Annotated in this window: 16 protein-coding genes and 3 pseudogenes; 9 read left to right on the top strand and 10 right to left on the bottom strand. The window is 66.0% G+C overall.

The window, feature by feature from the left end; genetic code table 11:
• Positions 1 to 81: 81 nt before the first annotated feature.
• The gene (locus tag A5775_RS23960; RefSeq protein WP_067258248.1) at positions 82 to 1005 is read right to left on the bottom strand and encodes a carbohydrate kinase; all 924 of its coding nucleotides are present in this window, start codon (positions 1003 to 1005) and stop codon (positions 82 to 84) included.
• Between the two features lie 11 nt (positions 1006 to 1016).
• Here A5775_RS23960 and A5775_RS23955 point away from each other — a divergent pair, with 11 nt between their 5' ends.
• Positions 1017 to 3284, top strand: a complete 2268-nt coding sequence (locus A5775_RS23955; RefSeq protein WP_067258245.1) for an ATP-dependent DNA ligase — start codon at positions 1017 to 1019, stop codon at positions 3282 to 3284.
• Positions 3281 to 5224 (top strand): fumarylacetoacetate hydrolase family protein, encoded by a 1944-nt coding sequence (locus A5775_RS23950; RefSeq protein ID WP_067258241.1) that lies wholly within the window; start codon positions 3281 to 3283, stop codon positions 5222 to 5224. Before A5775_RS23955 ends, A5775_RS23950 begins: the two co-directional genes overlap by 4 nt.
• 73 nt (positions 5225 to 5297) lie before the next feature.
• Here the strand turns inward: A5775_RS23950 and A5775_RS25995 are convergent, their stop codons facing one another.
• Positions 5298 to 5666 carry a hypothetical protein gene (locus A5775_RS25995; RefSeq protein WP_067258238.1) on the bottom strand — a complete coding sequence of 123 codons (369 nt, stop codon included), beginning with the start codon at positions 5664 to 5666 and terminating at the stop codon, positions 5298 to 5300.
• Positions 5666 to 5860: pseudogene (locus tag A5775_RS25990) on the bottom strand (class I SAM-dependent methyltransferase); the annotation flags it as partial. The pseudogene A5775_RS25990 and the gene A5775_RS25995, both read right to left, overlap by 1 nt.
• Positions 5861 to 5932: 72 nt before the next feature.
• Between A5775_RS25990 and A5775_RS23935 the strand changes: the two are divergent.
• Positions 5933 to 6739 carry an enoyl-CoA hydratase/isomerase family protein gene (locus A5775_RS23935; protein ID WP_067258592.1) on the top strand — a complete coding sequence of 269 codons (807 nt, stop codon included), beginning with the start codon at positions 5933 to 5935 and terminating at the stop codon, positions 6737 to 6739.
• Positions 6740 to 6811: 72 nt separating this feature from the next.
• Here the strand turns inward: A5775_RS23935 and A5775_RS23930 are convergent, their stop codons facing one another.
• From A5775_RS23930 to A5775_RS23915, 4 genes are all read right to left on the bottom strand, one after another.
• Positions 6812 to 7678: an LLM class flavin-dependent oxidoreductase gene (locus A5775_RS23930; RefSeq protein WP_067258231.1), complete on the bottom strand. Its 867-nt coding sequence runs from the start codon at positions 7676 to 7678 to the stop codon at positions 6812 to 6814.
• A gap of 99 nt (positions 7679 to 7777) precedes the next feature.
• Positions 7778 to 8542 carry an STAS domain-containing protein gene (locus A5775_RS23925; RefSeq protein WP_067258227.1) on the bottom strand — a complete coding sequence of 255 codons (765 nt, stop codon included), beginning with the start codon at positions 8540 to 8542 and terminating at the stop codon, positions 7778 to 7780.
• Between the two features lie 387 nt (positions 8543 to 8929).
• Positions 8930 to 10165: a DUF4873 domain-containing protein gene (locus A5775_RS23920; protein ID WP_197512893.1), complete on the bottom strand. Its 1236-nt coding sequence runs from the start codon at positions 10163 to 10165 to the stop codon at positions 8930 to 8932.
• On the bottom strand, positions 10162 to 11067 hold the full coding sequence (locus tag A5775_RS23915; RefSeq protein ID WP_067258223.1) for a diiron oxygenase: 906 nt from the start codon (positions 11065 to 11067) through the stop codon (positions 10162 to 10164). The genes A5775_RS23920 and A5775_RS23915 overlap by 4 nt, the downstream gene beginning before the upstream one ends.
• Positions 11068 to 11195: 128 nt before the next feature.
• On the opposite strand from A5775_RS23915, the gene cobF reads away from it, so the two are divergent.
• The 4 genes and pseudogenes from cobF to A5775_RS23900 all read left to right on the top strand — a co-directional run bounded on the left by cobF (position 11196) and on the right by A5775_RS23900 (position 13608).
• Positions 11196 to 11948 (top strand): precorrin-6A synthase (deacetylating), encoded by a 753-nt coding sequence (gene cobF, locus A5775_RS23910; RefSeq protein WP_067258220.1) that lies wholly within the window; start codon positions 11196 to 11198, stop codon positions 11946 to 11948.
• A gap of 4 nt (positions 11949 to 11952) precedes the next feature.
• A pseudogene (locus A5775_RS26100) lies at positions 11953 to 12195 on the top strand (DNA-formamidopyrimidine glycosylase family protein); the annotation flags it as partial.
• 153 nt (positions 12196 to 12348) lie between these two features.
• Positions 12349 to 12816: a zinc finger domain-containing protein gene (locus tag A5775_RS25980; protein ID WP_231995261.1), complete on the top strand. Its 468-nt coding sequence runs from the start codon at positions 12349 to 12351 to the stop codon at positions 12814 to 12816.
• 42 nt (positions 12817 to 12858) lie between these two features.
• Positions 12859 to 13608 carry an SDR family oxidoreductase gene (locus tag A5775_RS23900; protein ID WP_067258211.1) on the top strand — a complete coding sequence of 250 codons (750 nt, stop codon included), beginning with the start codon at positions 12859 to 12861 and terminating at the stop codon, positions 13606 to 13608.
• Between the two features lie 24 nt (positions 13609 to 13632).
• Here the strand turns inward: A5775_RS23900 and pgi are convergent, their stop codons facing one another.
• Entirely contained in the window at positions 13633 to 15297 is a 1665-nt protein-coding gene (gene pgi / locus A5775_RS23895) for a glucose-6-phosphate isomerase (protein ID WP_067258207.1), read from the bottom strand.
• A gap of 67 nt (positions 15298 to 15364) precedes the next feature.
• A complete protein-coding gene (locus A5775_RS23890; protein WP_082953151.1) occupies positions 15365 to 15685 on the bottom strand; it encodes a chorismate mutase in 321 nt (106 codons plus the stop codon).
• A gap of 410 nt (positions 15686 to 16095) precedes the next feature.
• Between A5775_RS23890 and A5775_RS25975 the strand changes: the two are divergent.
• Positions 16096 to 16259, top strand: a pseudogene (locus A5775_RS25975) (hypothetical protein); the annotation flags it as partial.
• A gap of 36 nt (positions 16260 to 16295) precedes the next feature.
• On the opposite strand, the gene ric reads toward A5775_RS25975, so the two are convergent.
• Positions 16296 to 16973, bottom strand: coding sequence for an iron-sulfur cluster repair di-iron protein (gene ric, locus A5775_RS23885; protein ID WP_067258199.1), 678 nt, complete (start codon positions 16971 to 16973; stop codon positions 16296 to 16298).
• Positions 16974 to 17106: 133 nt separating this feature from the next.
• Here ric and pcrA point away from each other — a divergent pair, with 133 nt between their 5' ends.
• Positions 17107 to 19452, top strand: a complete 2346-nt coding sequence (gene pcrA / locus A5775_RS23880; protein ID WP_067258197.1) for a DNA helicase PcrA — start codon at positions 17107 to 17109, stop codon at positions 19450 to 19452.
• The last annotated feature ends 24 nt before the right edge of the window (positions 19453 to 19476 follow it).

The raw sequence follows: 19476 nt of genomic DNA, 5'->3' as shown, positions 1-19476 counted from the left end.
AGCGTAACGGCACGGCGAGATTGTGCTCGAACTTTCGCCGTGGCGTTACGTCCGGCAGCGCGCGGGCCCCCCGCGAGACGCCTAGGGGTGCGGGTTTGCCTGGGCCCGTAGCGCGGCGCGATCGGGAAGATCGGCACCGGCCCGCGAGACGGTCAGCGCCGACGCCAGGCCGGCGGCCTCGAGTGCCGCAGTGAGCGCGTCGAGCCCGATCCGGCGCAGGGCGGATCGCCGGTCGGCTCCCAACAAATCCACTGCCCACAGCGCATCCAACAAGCCGACCATGAACGCGTCGCCGGCGCCCACGGTGTCGATCACCCGGACCGGCCTGGCCTGCACCCGGGCATCGCCGGCCGCGCAGAACGCGATGGCGCCGCGGCCGCCCATGGTCACGACGACGACCGCGGGCCCCGACGCCAGCCAGCCTCGGGCGGTGCGCAGCGGATCGCGGTCGGGGTCGATCCACCGCAAGTCGTCGTCACTGACCTTGACGATGTCGCTGCGCTCGACCAGATGCGCGATGCGGGCCTGCGCCGCGTCGCGGTCGGCGATCAGCGACGGTCGCACGTTGGGGTCGAAGCTCAGGGTGGCCGAGACGCGGTAAGCGTCGAGCAGCGCCGCGACCGCCAAGCACCCCGGTTCGCGCACGGCGGCGATCGATCCGGTGTGCACCAGCGAGGGCGGCGCGACCTCGGGCGTGCCGGAAAGCTGCCATTGCAAATCGAATGTGTAAGTGGCCGAGCCGTCGTCGGCTATCGTCGCGACCGCGGTCGGTGTGTGTTCGGCCGAGACACTTCCCGGGACGAGTTGCACGCCAGAGGATTTCAGGTACGCGACAATGCGCCGGCCGGATTCGTCGTCGGCGATGTGGGTCAAGAAGTCGACGCCGCGCCCCAGCCGGCTCAGCCCCACCGCGACGTTGAGCGGGCTGCCGCCGACGTGCTCGGCGGTGCCGCGCCGCTCGACTCTGTCGATCAACGCTTCACCGATCACCAGCGCGCGGCCCATAGACTCACACTATGAGTTCGACGGCGGGGCCGCGGGTCAAGCTGACCAACGCCGAGAAAGTGCTGTATCCCGCCACCGGAACGACCAAGAGCGACATCTTCGACTATTACACGCGGATCGCCGAGGTGATGATTCCGCACATTGCCGGGCGTCCGGCCACGCGCAAACGCTGGCCCAACGGCGTCGAACAGGAATCCTTCTTCGAGAAGCAACTGGCCTCGTCGGCGCCCGACTGGCTGCCGCGCGCCAGCGTGACCCACCGATCCGGGACGACCACCTACCCGATCATCGACGACCCCGCCGGCCTGGCGTGGATCGCCCAACAGGCGGCGCTGGAGGTCCACGTGCCGCAGTGGCGGTTCGTCGCCGAGTGGACCCGCAGCCGGGCCGAAGAACTCAAGCCCGGCCCGGCGACGCGATTGGTGTTCGACCTCGATCCGGGCGAACGCGTGACGATGGCCCAGATGGCCGAGGTGGCGCGCGCCGTCCGCGACCTGATCGCGGGGATCGGACTGACCACCTTCCCGCTGACCAGCGGCAGCAAGGGCTTGCACCTGTACGCGCCGCTGCAGGAGCCGGTGACCAGCAAAGGCGCCACGGTGTTGGCCAAACGCGTTGCGCAACAGCTGGAAAAGGCGATGCCCAAGCTGGTCACGTCGACCATGACCAAGAGCCTGCGGGCGGGGAAGATTTTTCTGGACTGGAGCCAGAACAACGGCTCCAAGACGACGATCGCGCCGTACTCGCTACGCGGACGCGAACATCCCACCGTCGCGGCGCCGCGCACCTGGGACGAACTCGACGACCCATCGCTGCGCCAGCTGCGGTATGACGAGGTGCTGGCCCGGGTCGCGCGCGACGGCGACCTGCTTGCGGAGCTGGACGAGGATGCGCCGGTCCCGGATCGGCTGACCAAATACCGCAGCATGCGCGATGCGATGAAGACCCCCGAGCCGGTCCCGGCGGCGAAACCTGCTATCGGGCAAGGGAACAGCTTCGTCATCCAAGAGCACCACGCCCGCCGGCTGCACTACGACTTCCGGCTGGAACGCGACGGCGTGCTGGTGTCCTGGGCGGTGCCCAAAAACCTGCCCGACACCACCTCGGTGAATCACCTGGCGGTCCATACCGAAGACCATCCCCTGGAATACGGCGGCTTCGAAGGTGTCATCCCCAAGGGCGAATACGGTGCCGGCAAGGTGATCATCTGGGACTCCGGAACCTACGACGCGGAAAAGTTTCAGGACGATGAGGTCATCGTCAACCTACGCGGCAGCAAGATCTCCGGACGCTATGCGCTGATTCAAACCAACGGCGACCAGTGGCTGGCGCACCGGATGAAGGACCAGAAGGTCTTCGAGTTCGACACGATCGCCCCCATGTTCGCCACCCATGGTTCGGTGAAGGCACTGAAGGCAAGCCAATGGGCGTTCGAGGGCAAATGGGATGGCTACCGGCTTTTGATCGAGGCCGACCACGGCGCCGTGCGGATACGGTCGCGACGCGGGCGCGAAGTCACCCAGGAGTACCGCGAACTGCATTCGCTGGCAGACGATCTCGCCGACCATCACGTGGTCCTCGACGGCGAGGCCGTCGTACTGGACTCCTCGGGGGTGCCCAACTTCCACCAGATGCAAAACCGCGGCAGGGGTTCACGGGTGGAATTCTGGGCGTTCGATCTGCTTTACCTCGATGGCCGCTCGCTGCTGCGGGCCCGCTACCGGGATCGGCGAAAGCTGCTGGAAATGCTGGCCGCCGGCAGCAACCTCCTCGTCCCCGAGTTGCTGTCGGGCGACGGCAAACAGGCGCTGGAGCATTCCGGGGAGCGCGGCTGGGAGGGGGTGATCGCGAAGAAGCGCGACTCCACCTATCAGCCGGGCCGCCGCTCGTCGTCGTGGATCAAGGACAAGCACTGGAACACCCAGGAAGTTGTCATCGGCGGCTGGAAAGCCGGCGAAGGTGGACGCAGCAGCGGTATTGGCTCACTGCTGATGGGCATCCCCGGCGCGGGCGGGCTGCATTTCGCCGGGCGCGTCGGCACCGGATTCACCGAACGTGACCTGGCCAATTTGAAGAAGACGCTCGCACCACTGCACACCGACCAATCCCCCTTCGATCCGCCGCTTCCCAGAAGCGAAGCCAGGGGCGTGACGTTCGTCGAGCCGGTTCTGGTGGGGGAAGTGCGCTACAGCGAGTGGACACCGGATGACCGGTTACGCCAATCGAGTTGGCGCGGTTTACGGCCGGACAAGGAGGCAAGTGAGGTGGTGCGCGAATGAAATGGGTTACCTACCAAGGTGAGTCGGGCGGTGAACGCGTCGGCGTCCTGTCGGGTGACACGATCCATGCCATGCCGTCAGGCGTGACGCTCCTCGATCTCGTCGCTCGTGGTTCACAGGGATTCGCGCAGGCGGGTGAGGATGTGCAGCGTTCCCCGGCGGCGGTCGTCCCGCTGGCGGACGTGAGATTGTTGGCACCGATTCCGCGTCCACCCTCGGTCCGCGATTCCCTGTGCTTCCTCGACCACATGCGCAACTGCCAGGCCGCGCTGGGCGCCGGCCGGGTACTCGGCGACTCGTGGTACCGCATACCCGCGTTTTACTTCGCCTGCCCGGCAACCATTTTGGGTCCGTATGACGACGCCCCGACGGCGCCCGGAAGTGCGTGGCAGGACTTCGAATTGGAGATCGCCGCGGTGATCGGAGCCGGCGGCAAGGATCTCACCGTCGACCAGGCGGAACAGGCGATCATCGGCTACACGATCTTCAACGACTGGTCCGCCCGCGACCTGCAGCAGATGGAGAGCCAACTGGGGATCGGGCAAGGCAAGGGTAAAGACAGCGGGGTCACGCTGGGCCCCTACCTGGTGACCCCCGATGAACTCGAGCCGTATCGCCGGGACGGCAGGTTGGACCTGCGGGTCACCGCCCTGGTCAACGACGTCGTCATCGGTTCCGGCTCGACCGCCCAGATGGATTGGACCTTCGGCGAAGTCATCTCCTATGCGTCGCGCGGCGTCACCCTTGCTCCCGGGGACGTCATCGGGTCCGGGACGGTACCCAGCTGCACGCTGGTCGAGCACCTCAATCCCGCTGCGCTGGAATCGTTTCCGGGTTGGCTGCACGACGGCGACGTCGTCACGCTCCAGGTCCAAGGACTCGGGGAGACCCGACAAAGGGTGCGCGCAAGCGGCGCGCCGCACCCGTTGGCCGCGCGGCCCAATCCGGACGCCGCGCCCGCCCCGCGGCGGGTCAACCGCGCCCGTGCGCGAGTGCCCTACACGCGGGGGTTGCACGAGGTCGCCGACCGGGTGTGGGCCTGGACGCTGCCCGACGGCGGCTACGGATGGAGCAACGCCGGGCTGATTGCCGGCGACGGCGCCTCCCTGCTGGTGGACACGTTGTTCGACCTGGCGCTGACCCGCGAAATGCTCACCGCGATGCGGCCCATCACCGCGTCCGCGCCGATCACCGACGCGGTGATCACGCACTCCAACGGGGACCACACGCACGGCAACCAACTGCTCGATCCCTCGGTGCGGATCATCGCCGCGCGCGGCACCGCCGAGGAGATCGAACACGGGATGGCCCCGGAGATGCTGGCCATGGCGCAGACCGCCAACCTCGGGCCGGTCGCCACCCCGTACACGCGAGAACGCTTCGGGCACTTCGACTTCAGCAACATCACGCTGCGCAACGCCGACCAGACGTTCGAGCGCAACCTGGCCGTCGAAGTCGGCGGGCGGCGCATCGATGTGCTGAATCTGGGTCCCGCGCACACCGCCGCCGACTCGGTGGTGCATGTCCCGGACGCCGGGGTGCTGTTCGGCGGCGACCTGTTGTTCATCGGCTGCACGCCCATCGTGTGGGCCGGCCCGATCGCCAACTGGGTCGCGGCGTGCGACGCGATGATTGCGCTGGACGCGCCGACGGTGATACCCGGCCACGGCCCGGTCACCGATCCGGATGGAATCCGCGCGGTGCGTGGCTATCTCGTGCACGTCTCCGAACAGGCTGAGGCCGCCTACCGCAGGGGCCTGTCGTGGGCCGAGGCCGCCGACACCATCGACCTCGGTGAGTACGCGACGTGGCTGGACGCCGAGCGCGTGGTCGTCAACGTCTACCAGCGATACCGCGAACTCGACTCGCAGACACCGCAATTGGAGGTCATGGCCCTGCTCGTGATGCAGGCCGAATGGCTGGCCAAACGAACCTCGTGACCGTTCTCGCGGCCGCGAAAGTGCAACTGCCAACGCATTTCTCGAGACGAGGTGCTGCGTTGCACTCTCGCGGTCAGGACTTGATCGCCCGCACAAAACTGATCGTCGCGGCGGGGGCCTGGTGCTCGGCTTCCCCCAGTTCCGGCAGGCCCGCCTCCGAAAATAGGTCGGCCAGCCGGAATGTGGAGGTCTCCCATCCGTTGGCCTGCAAATGCGCGGCCACGTCGGTGTGCTCCCCGGGATAGGTCAACGCGGTGATGTCCAGATCGAGTCCCTGCCGTCGCCAACCCTCGGCCATGCGCCGGGATTGTTCCTGCATCTGCGGCGAGGTCCCGGCGACGGCCCCGAAGTCGGCGGCGAACCGGCTGCCCTCGCTGGACAACGGAATGATGGTATCCAACAACCGCACCTCCGCCTCGGGCGGAAGGAAGCCGATCAGCACCAAGGCAGCCGATAGGCGCGGGAATCCAGGCCCGACGCCACGATCACGACCTGGCGCAGGCCGGCCTGTCCGGCCGCAGCGAAATAGTCGTCGTACAACAGCGCCCGCGCGGCGAAGGTGTCGACGAACCGCGAAAACCCCACGCCCTTTTCGATGTCGGAGGAATCGAGTTCGCCGGTCGCCAACTTGGTGAACTCGTGCCATGGCTGCTCCTTCGATGTGTGGCCAAACCACGGTATGCCCGGTCGGTCGCCTACGGTCTCGGTATGCCTTCAGTGAAACTCGAAACCCTCGAGGACAACATCGCCTGCATCACCCTGAACCGGCCCGAACGCCTCAACGCCATCGATGGATCGTTGATCGACGGCGTCGATGACGCCTTGGACACGCTCAGCACAGGCGAGTTCAGGGTGGCGATCCTGACCGGCGCCGGGCGTGGGTTCTGCGCCGGCGCCGATTTGAGCGGCACCGGGCAGCCCTGGACGCAGAACAAGCCGACTACCCCGGCGTTCAAGGTCAACTACGACGCTCAGGTCCGGCTGGCCAACCTCTACACCCGGATCTACGAACTCGACATCCCGGTGATCGCCGCCGTCAACGGTGTCGCCGTCGGCGGTGGCCTGGCGTTCACGTTGGTCAGCGATATCCGGGTCGCCTCGGATCAGGCCCGGTTCGGCTCGGTGTTCATCAAGGCCGGCTTCTCGTCGATGGACATGGGCACCAGCTACCTGCTGCCGAAAATCGTGGGCGCCGGGGTAGCACGCGAACTCATGCTCACCGGTCGCATCATCGACGCGGCCGAGGCCTACCGCATCAAACTGGTGCATGAGGTAGTCGCGCCCGACGACCTGATGCCCGCCGCGCTCACGCTGGCCCGCTCGATCACCCAGAACAACGCTTATGGCGTGTGGCAGACCAAGATTGGGCTCAACGCGGCGCTGGACGCGCCCAGCCTGCGCCATGCCATCGAGATCGAGAACCGCACCCAGATCCTCACCGGCTTCACCAACAACCCGGTCGAGGCCGCCAAGGCTCACCAAGAGAAACGCGCGCCGCGATGGGATCCGCTGTGACGAGATAGCGACCGCCGCTAGTTCGATGGCGGCGGCCCGCTCCGCGCGGCTTCGCCGCGCTTGCGACCGCCGCTAAAGCTTCGCGATCACGTTCTCCGCGAACATCTCCAGGTTGCGGATCTTGCTCTCTAACGGCTCGGTGTCATTTCCCTTGATGTAGGGGATGCGGAAGCCCACGATGACGTCCGTGACGCCCTTGTCTTCGAGCCGTTTGATGCCGTCGGCGGTGTAGGCGTCGGCAGAGATGACGTGGATCTCGAACGGCCCGGTCTTGCCTGCCTCCTCGCGGAATTTCTTCAGCTTGGCAAGGAGGTGGTCGAGTTCCTCGGGGTCGCCGCCGCCGTGCATCCAGCCGTCCAACCGGGCCGCGCGCCGCAGCGCCGCGTCGGCGTGACCGCCGATCAGGATCGGGACGGGTTTGGTCGGAGCCGGTGTCATCTTGGTCTTGGGGATGTCGTAGAACTCGCCGTGGAATTCGAAGTAGTCACCCGAGGTGAGGCCCTGGATGATCTCGATGCATTCGTCCATCCGCTTGCCCCGCTTGGCGAAAGGGACTCCCAGCAATTCGTAGTCCTCAGGCCACGGGCTGGTACCGACGCCGAAACCCACTCGGTTGTCGGTCATCGCCGCCAGCGACCCAATTTGCTTGGCCACCAACGCCGGCGGCCGGATGGGCAGCTTGAGGACGAAGAAGTTGAACCGAAGCTTCGAGGTGACCGCGCCCAATGCCGATGTGAGCACAAAGGTTTCGATGAACTCCTTGCCGTCCAGGAACTCGCGGTTGCCGTCGGGGGTGTAGGGGTACTTCGAGTCGGATTCGAAGGGATAGGCGATGCTGTCGGCGATCGTCATGGCGTCGTAGCCGGCGGCCTCGGCGGCCTTGGCCAGCGGGATGTAGAACCGAAAGTCAGTCATCGCCTCTGCGTAGGTAAACCGCACGTCATCTGCCTTCCTGGAGGGGTCGTCACACGACATTAGAACGTGTTCTAGTTTCAGCACAACCGGCAGATTGGTGCGCCTAGAACCGGTTGGAACGCGTTACAGCTGGTTTTCGGGGCCGATGACCGCCCACACCGTCTTGCCCGACGATGTCGGCGTGCTGCCCCACGCCCGCGACAGCGCCTCGACGATCGCCAGGCCGGACACGTCGATGCCCTTCGGCGGGGACGGAAGCCGCACGGCGGGCGTGTTGCTGGCGTCGGACACCGCGATGGTCGCCGCCGTGCCCTGCGCCTCGATCCGCATCGCCGGGACGCTGGCGGTGTGCTCCAGCACGTTCTCCACGAACACGTTGACGACGACCAGGGCGACGGGGATGAGCTTGGCCTGCGACCACGTGGTGAGCCACTCGCGGACCAGGCGCCGCGACTCGCGCAGGCTGGTCAGATCGGCGGGCAACTGGGCATCGGCACGCGGTACGGCGCGACGGCCGTTTTGGCCGAGCGCCTTGATCGCCGCCTTCTCGCTGGAATACACCGGCATGAAATGGGCGATACCGCTGCGGTTGATCTCCTCGCGGGCCGACCGGTTGGTGCAGACGAACACGATCGGAACGTGGGCTGCGCTGCCGATCTGCCAGTAGGCGCCCATGAACGTCGACCATGCAGGTTCGGCGTTCAGCTTGAGCCCGGAGACGTTGACGATGACGGCGGAGGCCCCGTTCGACGTCGCCTTGATGAGGCGGTCGCGCAGTGCGCTGGAGTTGGCGCCGTCAAGCACACCATCGACGGTCAGAACGGCTATGGAGTCATCCGTCCGCGTCGCGACGGCCAACGAGCTGGCCGACTCAGCCACCGGGCTCATCCCAGCTCGATCGGGACGTCCGGTTTCATTTCCCGCTCCTTGTGTGTTCTGCCGGGCCGACTGCTTGAGTATCCGCCCTCAGCGGTAAAAGTCTAGTTCGCGACCGACCGGCCTCGATGCAGCGACAAGCAGCAGGCTGCAATCGGGATCCCCCCGGACTCATGCCGCAGTCCCGCAATGAATGATCATGCGCCCCCTCGGTGCCCGTCGAGACGCCGATTCGCATCCGCCCCGAACGCGCCATGGAGTTCATTGCCCAGCACGCGCTTTCCTCGGGGTTACCACGCGGTGAGCGTGGCCAAACTTTCTGGTATGGCCGATAAATAGGTCATTTCCTGCAGAAACGTGCTGGCCGGCGTCAGCCGACGACGCGGTGCCGGTGCCAGTTCACCCGGTGCTCAGCGTGTACGGGGGAGCGCCCATGCCGGCGACCGAGTGCGTGCCCCAGGGTGTCGCTTCGACAATGCGCGCCGGCGCGCTGCGCTGACCCACCGTCAGCGTGGCATTCCGCGCTTGTTTGAGGTCGTCGGCTGGCGAGCCAAAGACCGTTCCCTGCCAGTGGTAGCGCCCGTCGATCGGGTCCAAATGGCCCTTGAGCCGGACCCGCACCGGATGGCGGTTGCCGGCGATCTCCAGTGTCGCGGCGCCGTCGTAGGTGTCATCACCGGCGGGCACGCTGGCCGAAAGGTCGAAGGCGGACGCCACCGGTGGGGGTTCGTCCGGCCGCAGTTGGGCGCGTTCGTTGAAGACATGCTGGCTGCTGGCACGCACCTCGATGCGGCGGCTGCCGGTGCGCTTCATGAGTTTCAGGCACTCGACGATGTAGCGGGCTTGCGCGCCGGGATCGGGTCCGGCGATGAAGAAGTAGTTGGGAAATCCGCGCACCGCCACCCCGCAGAACGGTTCCATGCCGTCGTGCCAGGCCTGGCGGAGGGGCAGCCCGCCCGCGCCGGTCAGCATCTCATCGGCGACGTGATCGGAGATCGAGAATCCGGTGCCGTAGATGATGGCGTCGACGCGATGGTGGACGCCATCGCCGGTGCGCACTCCTGACGCCGTCACCGCCGAGATGGGGGACGAAGCGATCCCCACCGACGGACGCGGCGCGTTCGCTCGGGCGCGGCGCCGCAGCCAGCGTGTGGCGCGGGTTGTCCACAGCGGCACTTCGGTGACAACGCGACGCGGCGCGTGGGGAAAGACGGTGACGGATGCCGCCGCTTCGGTGAGCCGACCGAGGTGGTGGCCGGCCGTGGCGTCGGTGCCGATGACCGCGATGCGTTTGCCGGACGGGTCGAAGGCCGGATCCCATGCCGCGGCGTGAAACGACTCGCCGCGAAACTCGTCACGCCCGACGGTGCGCGGTAGCCACGGAACGTAGACGCCTCGGCCGGGGGCGACGACCACATCGGCCCGAACGATCTCGCCACCGGCCGTCGTCAACAGCCAGGTGTCGGTGTCATCGTCGAACCGCGAAGTGACGACGTCCCGGTCGGGCGGGTCGAGCAGGACCAGGTCGGTGAACCCGGCGCCTACCAAGGCGTCGCGGGCGCTCTGACCGCCGCCCGCCGCGCCGACAATGGCGATGTGGCAGCGGGATTCGCCGCCAGCACGCGGCTGCGTCACAGAAACCTGCTGCGCTTCCAGCCGCGGCGGGCGAGGCGTCCCATCAGGCCCACCTCGGTCAAAAACGCGGCCAGCGGCGCGAACCCGGCAACCTGAATGTCGCGGCGATGCATGCTGGTGCGCGCAATCCTTCGGGCCCGCTGCGGGTCGAGACCCGTTCGCGCATAAGGGACCGGGTTGCTGAACAGATAGTTGAAGAAGTAGCCGCCCACCCCGTTGATGTTGGCCATGAACCAGCGGTTGAACCGGGGCATTTCGGCCACGCGTTTGCGCGCGCCGTCGCGCGCGAATTGGATGTGGCGCGCCTCTTCGGTCACGTGAATACGCATGAGCCGCTGAATGATTGGCTGGAGTTCGGGGTCGTCCATCATCTGCCGCTGCAGCGAGTCGAAGATTTCCTCACCGATCAGGGCGGCCACCCACAGCATCGAGCCGCGCTGAAAAGCCAGCGGAAGCGCGTTGATGATCATCCGGTGAAACAGCCGGGGGCGCACCGGCTTTGCGCCGATGCGCTCGATGGCCTTGCCGAACATGACCATGTGCCGCGTCTCGTCGCCCAATTCGGTCAGTTTGTAGTGCGTCGACTTACTGGTCGGGTCTTCGTGCAGGATGGTGCGCAGCAGCGATTGGTTGAGCATGTTCTCAAACCAGATCCCGGCTGAGAGCGTGTTGACCAACTCCTGGCGGGACAGCTCGATCTGCTGTTCGCGGGTCATCTCGTCCCACATGGGGGTGCCGTAGAGCGACACCAGCCGCGGCGGCAGATAGAACTTGTCCGGGTCCAGCGGGGCGTCCCAATCGATATCGACGACGGGCTCATAGGACTTCTTGACCGAACCCTTCAGCAACCGCTCCGAGAACTCTTCACGACTCGGCCCGATTGGCTTCACCGGAATGGTCATGGCGCTGGCGTCCCTCCATTGGGTGCTTAGACAGTACCCATGGTACCGGGTACTTCAGGTCCCGACTAGGCCTTTGCGGTATCGATTCGGCAAGGTGTTTGACCAGCGACGCGAGTCAGGAGAGTTCATTGGGCCGGCACATCCACGTCATCGGCATCGGCGCCGGGGACCCCGACTACGTGACGGTGCAGGCGATCGAGGCGCTCAACGACACGCAGGTGTTTTTCGCGATGGACAAGGGCGAGCGCAAGAGCGACCTGGTGGCGCTGCGACGCGAGATCTGCACCCGGTTCATCCGCGAGCCGGGCTACCGGTTCGTCGAGCTGCCCGACCCCAAGCGCGCAGATGATGCCGAGTACCGCGATGCCGTCGCCGATTGGCATGCCGCACGCGCACAGGTCTGGGCCAAGGCCATCTCGGCCGAGCTGGGCCCGCACGGCGTCGGCGCCTTTTTGGCCTGGGGCGATCCCTCGCTCTACGACAGCACCCTGCGCATCCTCGATGCCATCAAGGCAGCGGCCGCACAGGTCGATTTCACGTTCGACGTGATCCCGGGCATCACCGCGGTGCAGGCGTTGACCGCCCGCCATCGCATCCCGCTCAACGAGGTCGGTGAACCCGTTCTGATCACCACCGGCCGGCAGTTGCGCGCGCATGGGTTGGCCGGGTCGGCCGTCGTGATGCTCGACGCGGACTGTTCTTTTCAGGTATGCCCGCCTGAGACCCGAATCTGGTGGGGCGCCTACCTGGGTACCGACGACGAGCTGCTCATCGCGGGCACGGTCGGGCAGGTGGGGCCCCGCATCGTTGCGCTGCGAGCCGAAGCGCGCGCCCGACACGGCTGGATCATGGACACTTATTTGCTGCGACCGGCACACTGAAACCGTGCCCGAACTGCCCGAGATCGAAGCGCTGGTCGACCATCTACGGCGCCACGCCGTGGGCCTGCCCGTCGGCCGGGTCGATGTCGCCGCCCTGTCCGTGCTGAAGACGTTCGACCCGCCGGTCAGCGCGTTGCACGGCCAGACCGTGGTCGGGGCCGACCGCTGGGGCAAATACCTGGGGCTTCGGACGGACGATCTGTTTTTGATTGCCCATTTGTCCCGGGCGGGCTGGTTGCGGTGGTCCGAAAAGCTGGCTGCGGCGCCGCTGCGACCCGGCAAGGGGCCGATTGCGCTGCGGGTGCACCTGGGCACCCCCGGTGAGGCGCCCGGCTTCGATCTGACCGAGGCCGGCACTCAGAAGCGGCTGGCGGTGTGGCTGGTCGGTGACCCGCAGCAGATCCCGCAGATCGCCGCCCTCGGGCCGGACGCGCTGGAACTCGGCCCCGACGATCTGGCCCGCGTTCTGGCCGGCAACACCGGCCGGATCAAGACGGTCATCACTGACCAGAAGGTGATCGCCGGCATCGGCAACGCCTACAGCGACGAGATTTTGCACGTCGCGAAGATCTCGCCCTTCGCCACCGCCGGCAAGCTGTCCGAGAAGCAGCTCGCCACGCTGCACGACGCGATGCTCACGGTGCTCACCGACGCGGTGAGCCGCTCCGTCGGCCAGGGCGCGGCAACGCTCAAAGGCGAGAAGCGTTCCGGATTGCGCGTGCACGCCCGCACGGGGCTGCCCTGCCCGGTGTGCGGGGACACTGTGCGCGAAGTATCGTTCGCGGACAAGTCTTTTCAATATTGTCCGACGTGTCAGACCGGGGGCAAAATCCTGGCCGACCGGCGGATGTCGCGTTTGCTGAAGTAGTCGCCCGACTCCGGACTTGACACCTGTCGATATGCTGCCCCGATGACTCGCCAGAAGATCCTCATCACGGGTGCCAGCTCCGGGCTGGGCGCCGGCATGGCGCGCGGCTTCGCCGCCAAGGGCCGCGACCTTGCACTGTGCGCCCGTCGCACCGACCGGCTCGATGAGCTCAAGGCCGAGCTGACGCAGAAGCATCCGGGCATCACCGTCGCGGTCGCCGCGCTGGACGTCAACGACCACGAGGCCGTCCCGAAAGTGTTTGCCGAACTCAGCGACGAGCTGGGCGGCATCGACCGGATCATCGTCAACGCGGGTATCGGCAAGGGCGCCAAACTCGGCTCCGGCAAGCTGTGGGCCAACAAGGCGACCATCGAGACCAACCTGGTGTCCGCGCTGGTGCAGATCGAGACCGCGCTGGAGATGTTCAACAAGAACGGTTCGGGCCACCTGGTACTGATTTCGTCGGTGCTCGGCAACAAAGGTGTGCCGGGCGTCAAGGCGGCGTACGCGGCGAGCAAGGCCGGCGTGAGCTCACTGGGCGAATCGTTGCGCGCCGAATACGCCAAGGGTCCCATCAAGGTTTCTGTCATCGAGCCCGGTTACATCGAGTCGGAGATGACGGCCAAGTCGAACAGCACAATGTTGATGGTGGACAACGAAACTGGTGTCAACGCGCTCGTCGCCGCCATGGAGCGGGAGCCCGGCCGGGCGGCGGTGCCGTGGTGGCCGTGGGCGCCGCTGGTGCAGTTGATGCGGGTGCTGCCGCCGCAGCTGACCAAGATGTTCGCCTGAGCGAGAGCCGTTTGCCGCGGGGGGCTAGCTGCTGCGGCCTCGTTCGCTGCGGTAGCGGCGGACCAGGGCATCAGTCGAGCTATCCGATTGCGGCGCCGGCGAGTTGTCCGCGGTGAGCACCGGGAGCAGCGCTTTGGCTTGAGTTTTGCCCAGCTCCACACCCCACTGGTCGAACGAGTCGATTCCCCAGATCACTCCCTCGGTGAAGACCTGATGCTCGTAGAGTGCGATCAGCTGGCCCATGACCGACGGGGTGAGCCGGTCGGCCAGAATCGAGGTCGACGGCCGGTTACCGGGCATTACCTTGTGCGGCACGATATCTGCGGGTGTGCCTTCGGCGGCGATCTCTTCGGCGGTCTTGCCGAAGGCCAATACCTGGGTCTGGGCGAAGAAGTTGCTCATCAACAAGTCGTGCATGCTGCCGTCGCCCTCGGCGGTGGGCAGGTCGTCGATGGGTTGGCTGAAACCGATGAAGTCCGCGGGCACCAACCGGGTGCCTTGATGCAGCAACTGATAGAAAGCGTGCTGTCCGTTGGTTCCCGGTTCGCCCCAAAAGATTTCACCGGTGTCGGTGGTGACCGGGCTGCCGTCCGCGCGGGTGGATTTGCCGTTGGATTCCATGGTCAGCTGTTGCAGATAGGCGGCAAACCGTGCCAGGTCGTTGGAGTAGGGCAGCACCGCACGTGATTGCGCGCCCATGAAGTTGGAGTACCACAGGCCGATAAGCCCAAGCAGCACAGGCGCGTTGGACTCCAGCGGAGTGGTCTTGAAATGCCGGTCGACGATGTGGAATCCGGAGAGGAAGTCCGCGAAGGCTTCCCGGCCGATGACGGCCATCACCGACAGGCCGATCGCCGAGTCCACCGAGTAGCGGCCTCCGACCCAATCCCAGAAGCCGAACATGTTGTCGGTGTTGATCCCGAAGTCGTCGACGAGGCGCCTGTTGGTGGAGACGGCCACGAAGTGCTGCGCTACCGCGGCGTCGCCGAGGGCGTCGGTCACCCAGCGACGCGCGGCCGTGGCGTTGGTCAGGGTTTCCAGCGTCGAAAAGGTCTTCGACGCGACAATGAAAAGTGTTGTGGCGGGGTCTAAGTCGGCCAGGGCGGCGATCAGGTCGGCGGGGTCGACGTTGGAGACGAAGCGCGCCGAGATGCCCGCATCCGCATAGTGACGCAGGGCCTGGTAGACCATCACCGGTCCGAGGTCCGATCCGCCGATGCCGATGTTGACGACGGTGCTGATCCGCTTCCCGGTGGCTCCGGTCCATTCACCGCTGCGCAACCGGTCGGTGAAATCGCCCATCCTGTCCAGCACGGCATGCACGTCCTCGACGACGTTTTGGCCGTCGACCACCAGCTCGGTGTCCCTCGGCAGCCGCAGCGCGGTGTGCAACACCGCACGATCCTCCGAGGTGTTGATGTGGACCCCGGCGAACATCTGGTCGCGGCGCTCTTCGAGATGCGCGGTGCGGGCCAGATCGACCAAGAGCCGCAGCGTTTCTCGAGTGATTCGGTGCTTGCTGTAGTCGATGTAAAGGTCACCCACCGAGACATTCAACTCGCGCCCGCGATCGGGGTCCTCGTCAAAGAACTGGCGCAGATGGGTGTCGCCGATTTGTTCATGATGCCTGCGCAGGGCGTCCCACGCCGGGGTGGCGGTGACGTCGGGGAGGAGGTGCACAAAGGTCATGCTTCGACCCTATGGGCTCTGACGTGAAGGAGCCAGGTGCGGCGCTGAGCCCGGCGCCGGCCGCCGGTTAGTGACCGAGCCGGCCCCTGCCCAGCCGCAGCAGCAGTATCGCCAGGTCCTTACCGTCGGGGCCGAGCTCGCTGTAGCGGTCGATGACCTTCATCTCGCGGCTATGGACAAGTCGCGTGCCGCCGGAGGCCATCCGGGCTTTGCCGATCGCCTGAGATACCTCGGTGCGCCGCTTGACCGCGGCGAGGATCTCGGCGTCCAGCCGATCGATCTCCTGACGCAAGTCGTCGATGTCGGTGGCCTCTTGGGCCTCCACCACCTCGATGTTCATCTCTGCTGCCTCCGCGCCGTCGTCGTGATGTGTGGGTTCTGGACTCATGCAGTATCGGGCCTCACAGAAGAAGAGCCCCGGGTGCCGAAAGCGGGCCCGGGGCTCTGCGGAAGCAGTTAGACCACGGGCACCGCGGAACGGCACCCGTGGGGAAATCGGCGGCGCCACTCCTGGGTCGAGGAGCGTCGTCGACACTGCACATTGAGCACCAAATGAGTGTGCCACTAAAAACAGTGTGCGCGCAAAAAAACATGTCTAAGCTGCGCTTTTTGGACTCGGGTGCAATTACGGCACCGGACCGGAAGCGGTTTAGAAAATGCATTCCGACACACCGAAGTTGCGGCAGTCCGCTTGGCACGTCTAAGGGCACCCGAGCCACTCGCCCGGTTTGGTGCTGGGCCTGCTTCGTGTCACTGGGCGGCGGTCGGTTTGCACCGACATGAGTGTGCAAGCAACCGATGTCGACCTCCGAGCCGGACCGACTGCTCGACGGCCTCAACCCACAACAGCGCCAGGCGGCAGTGCCCGAGGGTTCACCGGCTGCTGATCGTGGCGGGGCGGCGAGATCCCGCCCATCACCTTCACCAACAAGGCCGCCGCGGAGATGCGTGAACGCGTGGTCCGGCCGGGGGCCCCGCCGGACCGAGCTCCGGCGGGATCACACCGTGGCGAGCGCCCGCGGGAACAGTACGTTGTTTTCCTTGTGCACATGCAGGTGCAGGTCGGATTCGATCTCTGCCAGACCGGCCAACATCGCCGTGTACGACCCACAGGCATCCGAGGGGACAGCGTAACCGCTGGTGAGGTCGCGCAGCTCTGCCAGCAATTCACCGGCGATATCGTGCTGTTTCATGTTCTGCTCCAGCGCGGTGCGCAGTTCATCGGAGACCGCGGCGTCACCGCGGGTGCTCAGCTCGGGGAAGATCGTGCTCTCCTCGGTGCGCAGATGAGGCTCAACTTTTTCGCGCAGTTCACCGAACGTGTCTCGGACCTGCCGGAGTTCGGGGTGGCTGTCCCCATGCACCCGGGCCACCTTGTCTACCAGCGCCGACATCCGCGGGAATTCGTCCCACAGGAACCGGTGGTGCGTGTCGACGATGTGCTCGATCAATGCTGCGTCGGCCATATCCGCCCAGTCGGCGCGCGGCCCGGCGACCTCGCCGTTCAACGCGGTGAGAACCTCGTCGACGTCGATCTGCGCCTCGTTGCACGCCGCACCTATCGGGCGCTGGCCATGACAGCAGTAGTCGATGCCGAAGCGGTCCAGGATCCGCGTGCGCGAAGGGTCGGCGGTGATGACGTCGCCGAGAATGGTCTCGGACGTGTAGGTGGCCATCGCAATCTCCTTGGGGTCGGTGGGGCAGGTCGCAGCTCTAATTAATACACACTCAATTGTATTTATTCTCGGGCATGGCGCCAAGGCCAAGCCTGCACCGGGTGTCACCATCTGGCGGTAGGTTGGGAACGCCATGACCGGATACCTGACTGACGCTGTGACAAGCACATTTTCGTCCCCTCAAGCATCCTCCGCCGGCGAGGGGCTGCTCGAGGGCCTCAACCCGCAACAACGCCAGGCGGTGGTGCACGAGGGTTCCCCGCTGCTGATTGTGGCGGGGGCGGGGTCGGGCAAGACCGCGGTGTTGACGCGTCGCATCGCCTATCTGATGGCGGCGCGCGGGGTCGGGGTCGGCCAGGTGCTGGCCATCACCTTCACCAACAAGGCCGCGGCCGAGATGCGTGAACGGGTGGTGCGGCTGGTCGGTAACCGGGCCCGCGCCATGTGGGTGTCCACGTTTCACTCGACCTGCGTGCGCATCCTGCGCAACCAGGCGTCCCTGATCGAGGGCCTCAATTCGAATTTCTCGATCTACGACGCCGACGATTCGCGGCGGCTGCTGCAGATGATCGGGCGCGACATGGGGCTCGACATCAAGCGCTACTCGCCGCGGCTGTTGGCCAACGCCATCTCCAACCTGAAGAACGAGCTGATCGACCCCGCCGACGCGGTCTCCAACCTGACCGATGATTCCGACGAGTTGTCCCGCACGGTGGCGAGCGTCTACAGCGAGTATCAGCGGCGGCTGCGGGCAGCGAACGCATTGGACTTCGACGACCTGATCGGGGAAACCGTGGCGGTGCTGCGGGCCTTCCCGCAGATCGCCCAACATTACCGGCGGCGGTTCCGGCACGTGCTCGTCGACGAGTACCAGGACACCAACCACGCGCAGTACGTGCTGGTACGCGAGCTCGCCGGCCGCGGCAGTGACGAGGTGCCGCCCGCGGAGCTGTGCGTGGTCGGCGACGCCGACCAGTCGATCTATGCGTTTCGCGGCGCCACCATCCGCAACATCGAGGACTTCGAGCGCGACTATCCCGACGCGACAACCATTCTGCTGGAACAGAATTACCGGTCGACGCAAAACATTTTGTCGGCGGCCAACTCCGTGATCGCCCGCAATTCCGGGCGCCGTGACAAACGCCTGTGGACCGCCGAAGGCGCCGGCGAGCTGATCGTCGGCTACGTCGCCGACAACGAGCACGACGAGGCCAGGTTCGTCGCCGAGGAGATCGACGCGCTGGCCGAGAAGGGCGAGATCACCTACAACGACGTCGCCGTCTTCTACCGCACCAACAACTCGTCGCGGTCATTGGAAGAAGTTTTCATCCGCGCCGGGATTCCCTACAAAGTGGTTGGGGGAGTGCGGTTCTACGAGCGCAAGGAGATTCGCGACATCGTCGCCTATCTGCGGGTGCTGGACAACCCGGGAGACGCGGTCAGCATGCGGCGCATCCTGAACACCCCGCGCCGGGGCATCGGGGATCGCGCCGAAGCCTGCGTGGCGGTGTACGCCGAGAACACCGGGGCCGGCTTCGCCGATGCGCTTGTCGCGGCAGCCGAAGGCAAAGTGCCGATGCTTAATTCGCGCGCGGAGAAGGCGATCGCGGGTTTCGTCGAACTGCTTGACGAGCTGCGGGGCCGCCTGGACGACGATCTCGGGGACCTGGTCGAGTCGGTGCTGGAACGTACCGGGTACCGCAGGGAGTTGGAATCCTCCACCGATCCCCAGGAACTGGCGCGGTTGGACAACCTCAACGAACTCGTCAGTGTCGCACACGAATTCAGCACCGACCGGGCGAACGCCGCCGCGCTCGGTGAGTCGCTGCAAACCCCCGACGATGAAGACGTGCCGGATACCGGGGTGCTGGCGGAGTTCTTGGAACGGGTGTCGCTGGTTTCCGACAGCGACGAGATCCCCGAGGATGGCGCCGGCATGGTCACGCTGATGACCCTGCACACCGCGAAAGGCCTGGAGTTTCCGGTGGTGTTCGTCACCGGCTGGGAGGACGGGATGTTTCCCCACATGCGGTCATTGGACGATCCGGTCGAACTGTCGGAGGAGCGGCGACTGGCCTACGTCGGCATCACCCGGGCCCGTCAGCGGCTGTATGTGAGCAGGGCGATCGTCCGGTCATCCTGGGGACAGCCCATGCTCAACCCGGAATCACGGTTCCTCAGGGAGATTCCGCAAGAATTGATCGAATGGCGCCGCACCGCGCCCGCCCCGTCGTTCAGCGCGCCGGTGAGTGGCGCCGGACGATTCGGCACGCCGCGCGCGGCGCCCACCCGCTCCGGGATGAGCAAACGACCGCTACTGGTGCTCGAAGCCGGGGACCGGGTGACGCACGACAAGTACGGGCTCGGCCGGGTCGAAGAAGTCTCCGGCGTTGGCGAATCCGCGATGTCGCTGATCGACTTCGGTAGCGCGGGACGGGTCAAACTGATGCACAACCACGCCCCGATCAGCAAGCTGTAGCCAGACGACGACCAACCGCGTCGA

The organism is Mycobacterium sp. 852002-10029_SCH5224772 (assembly GCF_001667315.1).
Lineage (GTDB): Bacteria > Actinomycetota > Actinomycetes > Mycobacteriales > Mycobacteriaceae > Mycobacterium.
Note: the sequence above shows the minus strand (reverse complement) of the source record. Positions and strands in the feature narration are given on the sequence as shown.

Coding starts and splice junctions, on each gene's coding strand:
- A5775_RS23960 (WP_067258248.1), bottom strand. CDS start 1,005: ATGGGCCGCGCGCTGGTGATCGGTGAAGCGTTGATCGACAGAGTCGAG.
- A5775_RS23955 (WP_067258245.1), top strand. CDS start 1,017: ATGAGTTCGACGGCGGGGCCGCGGGTCAAGCTGACCAACGCCGAGAAA.
- A5775_RS23950 (WP_067258241.1), top strand. CDS start 3,281: ATGAAATGGGTTACCTACCAAGGTGAGTCGGGCGGTGAACGCGTCGGC.
- A5775_RS23935 (WP_067258592.1), top strand. CDS start 5,933: ATGCCTTCAGTGAAACTCGAAACCCTCGAGGACAACATCGCCTGCATC.
- A5775_RS23925 (WP_067258227.1), bottom strand. CDS start 8,542: ATGAGCCCGGTGGCTGAGTCGGCCAGCTCGTTGGCCGTCGCGACGCGG.
- A5775_RS23915 (WP_067258223.1), bottom strand. CDS start 11,067: ATGACCATTCCGGTGAAGCCAATCGGGCCGAGTCGTGAAGAGTTCTCG.
- A5775_RS23900 (WP_067258211.1), top strand. CDS start 12,859: ATGACTCGCCAGAAGATCCTCATCACGGGTGCCAGCTCCGGGCTGGGC.
- pgi (WP_067258207.1), bottom strand. CDS start 15,297: ATGACCTTTGTGCACCTCCTCCCCGACGTCACCGCCACCCCGGCGTGG.
- A5775_RS23890 (WP_082953151.1), bottom strand. CDS start 15,685: ATGAGTCCAGAACCCACACATCACGACGACGGCGCGGAGGCAGCAGAG.
- ric (WP_067258199.1), bottom strand. CDS start 16,973: ATGGCCACCTACACGTCCGAGACCATTCTCGGCGACGTCATCACCGCC.
- pcrA (WP_067258197.1), top strand. CDS start 17,107: ATGACCGGATACCTGACTGACGCTGTGACAAGCACATTTTCGTCCCCT.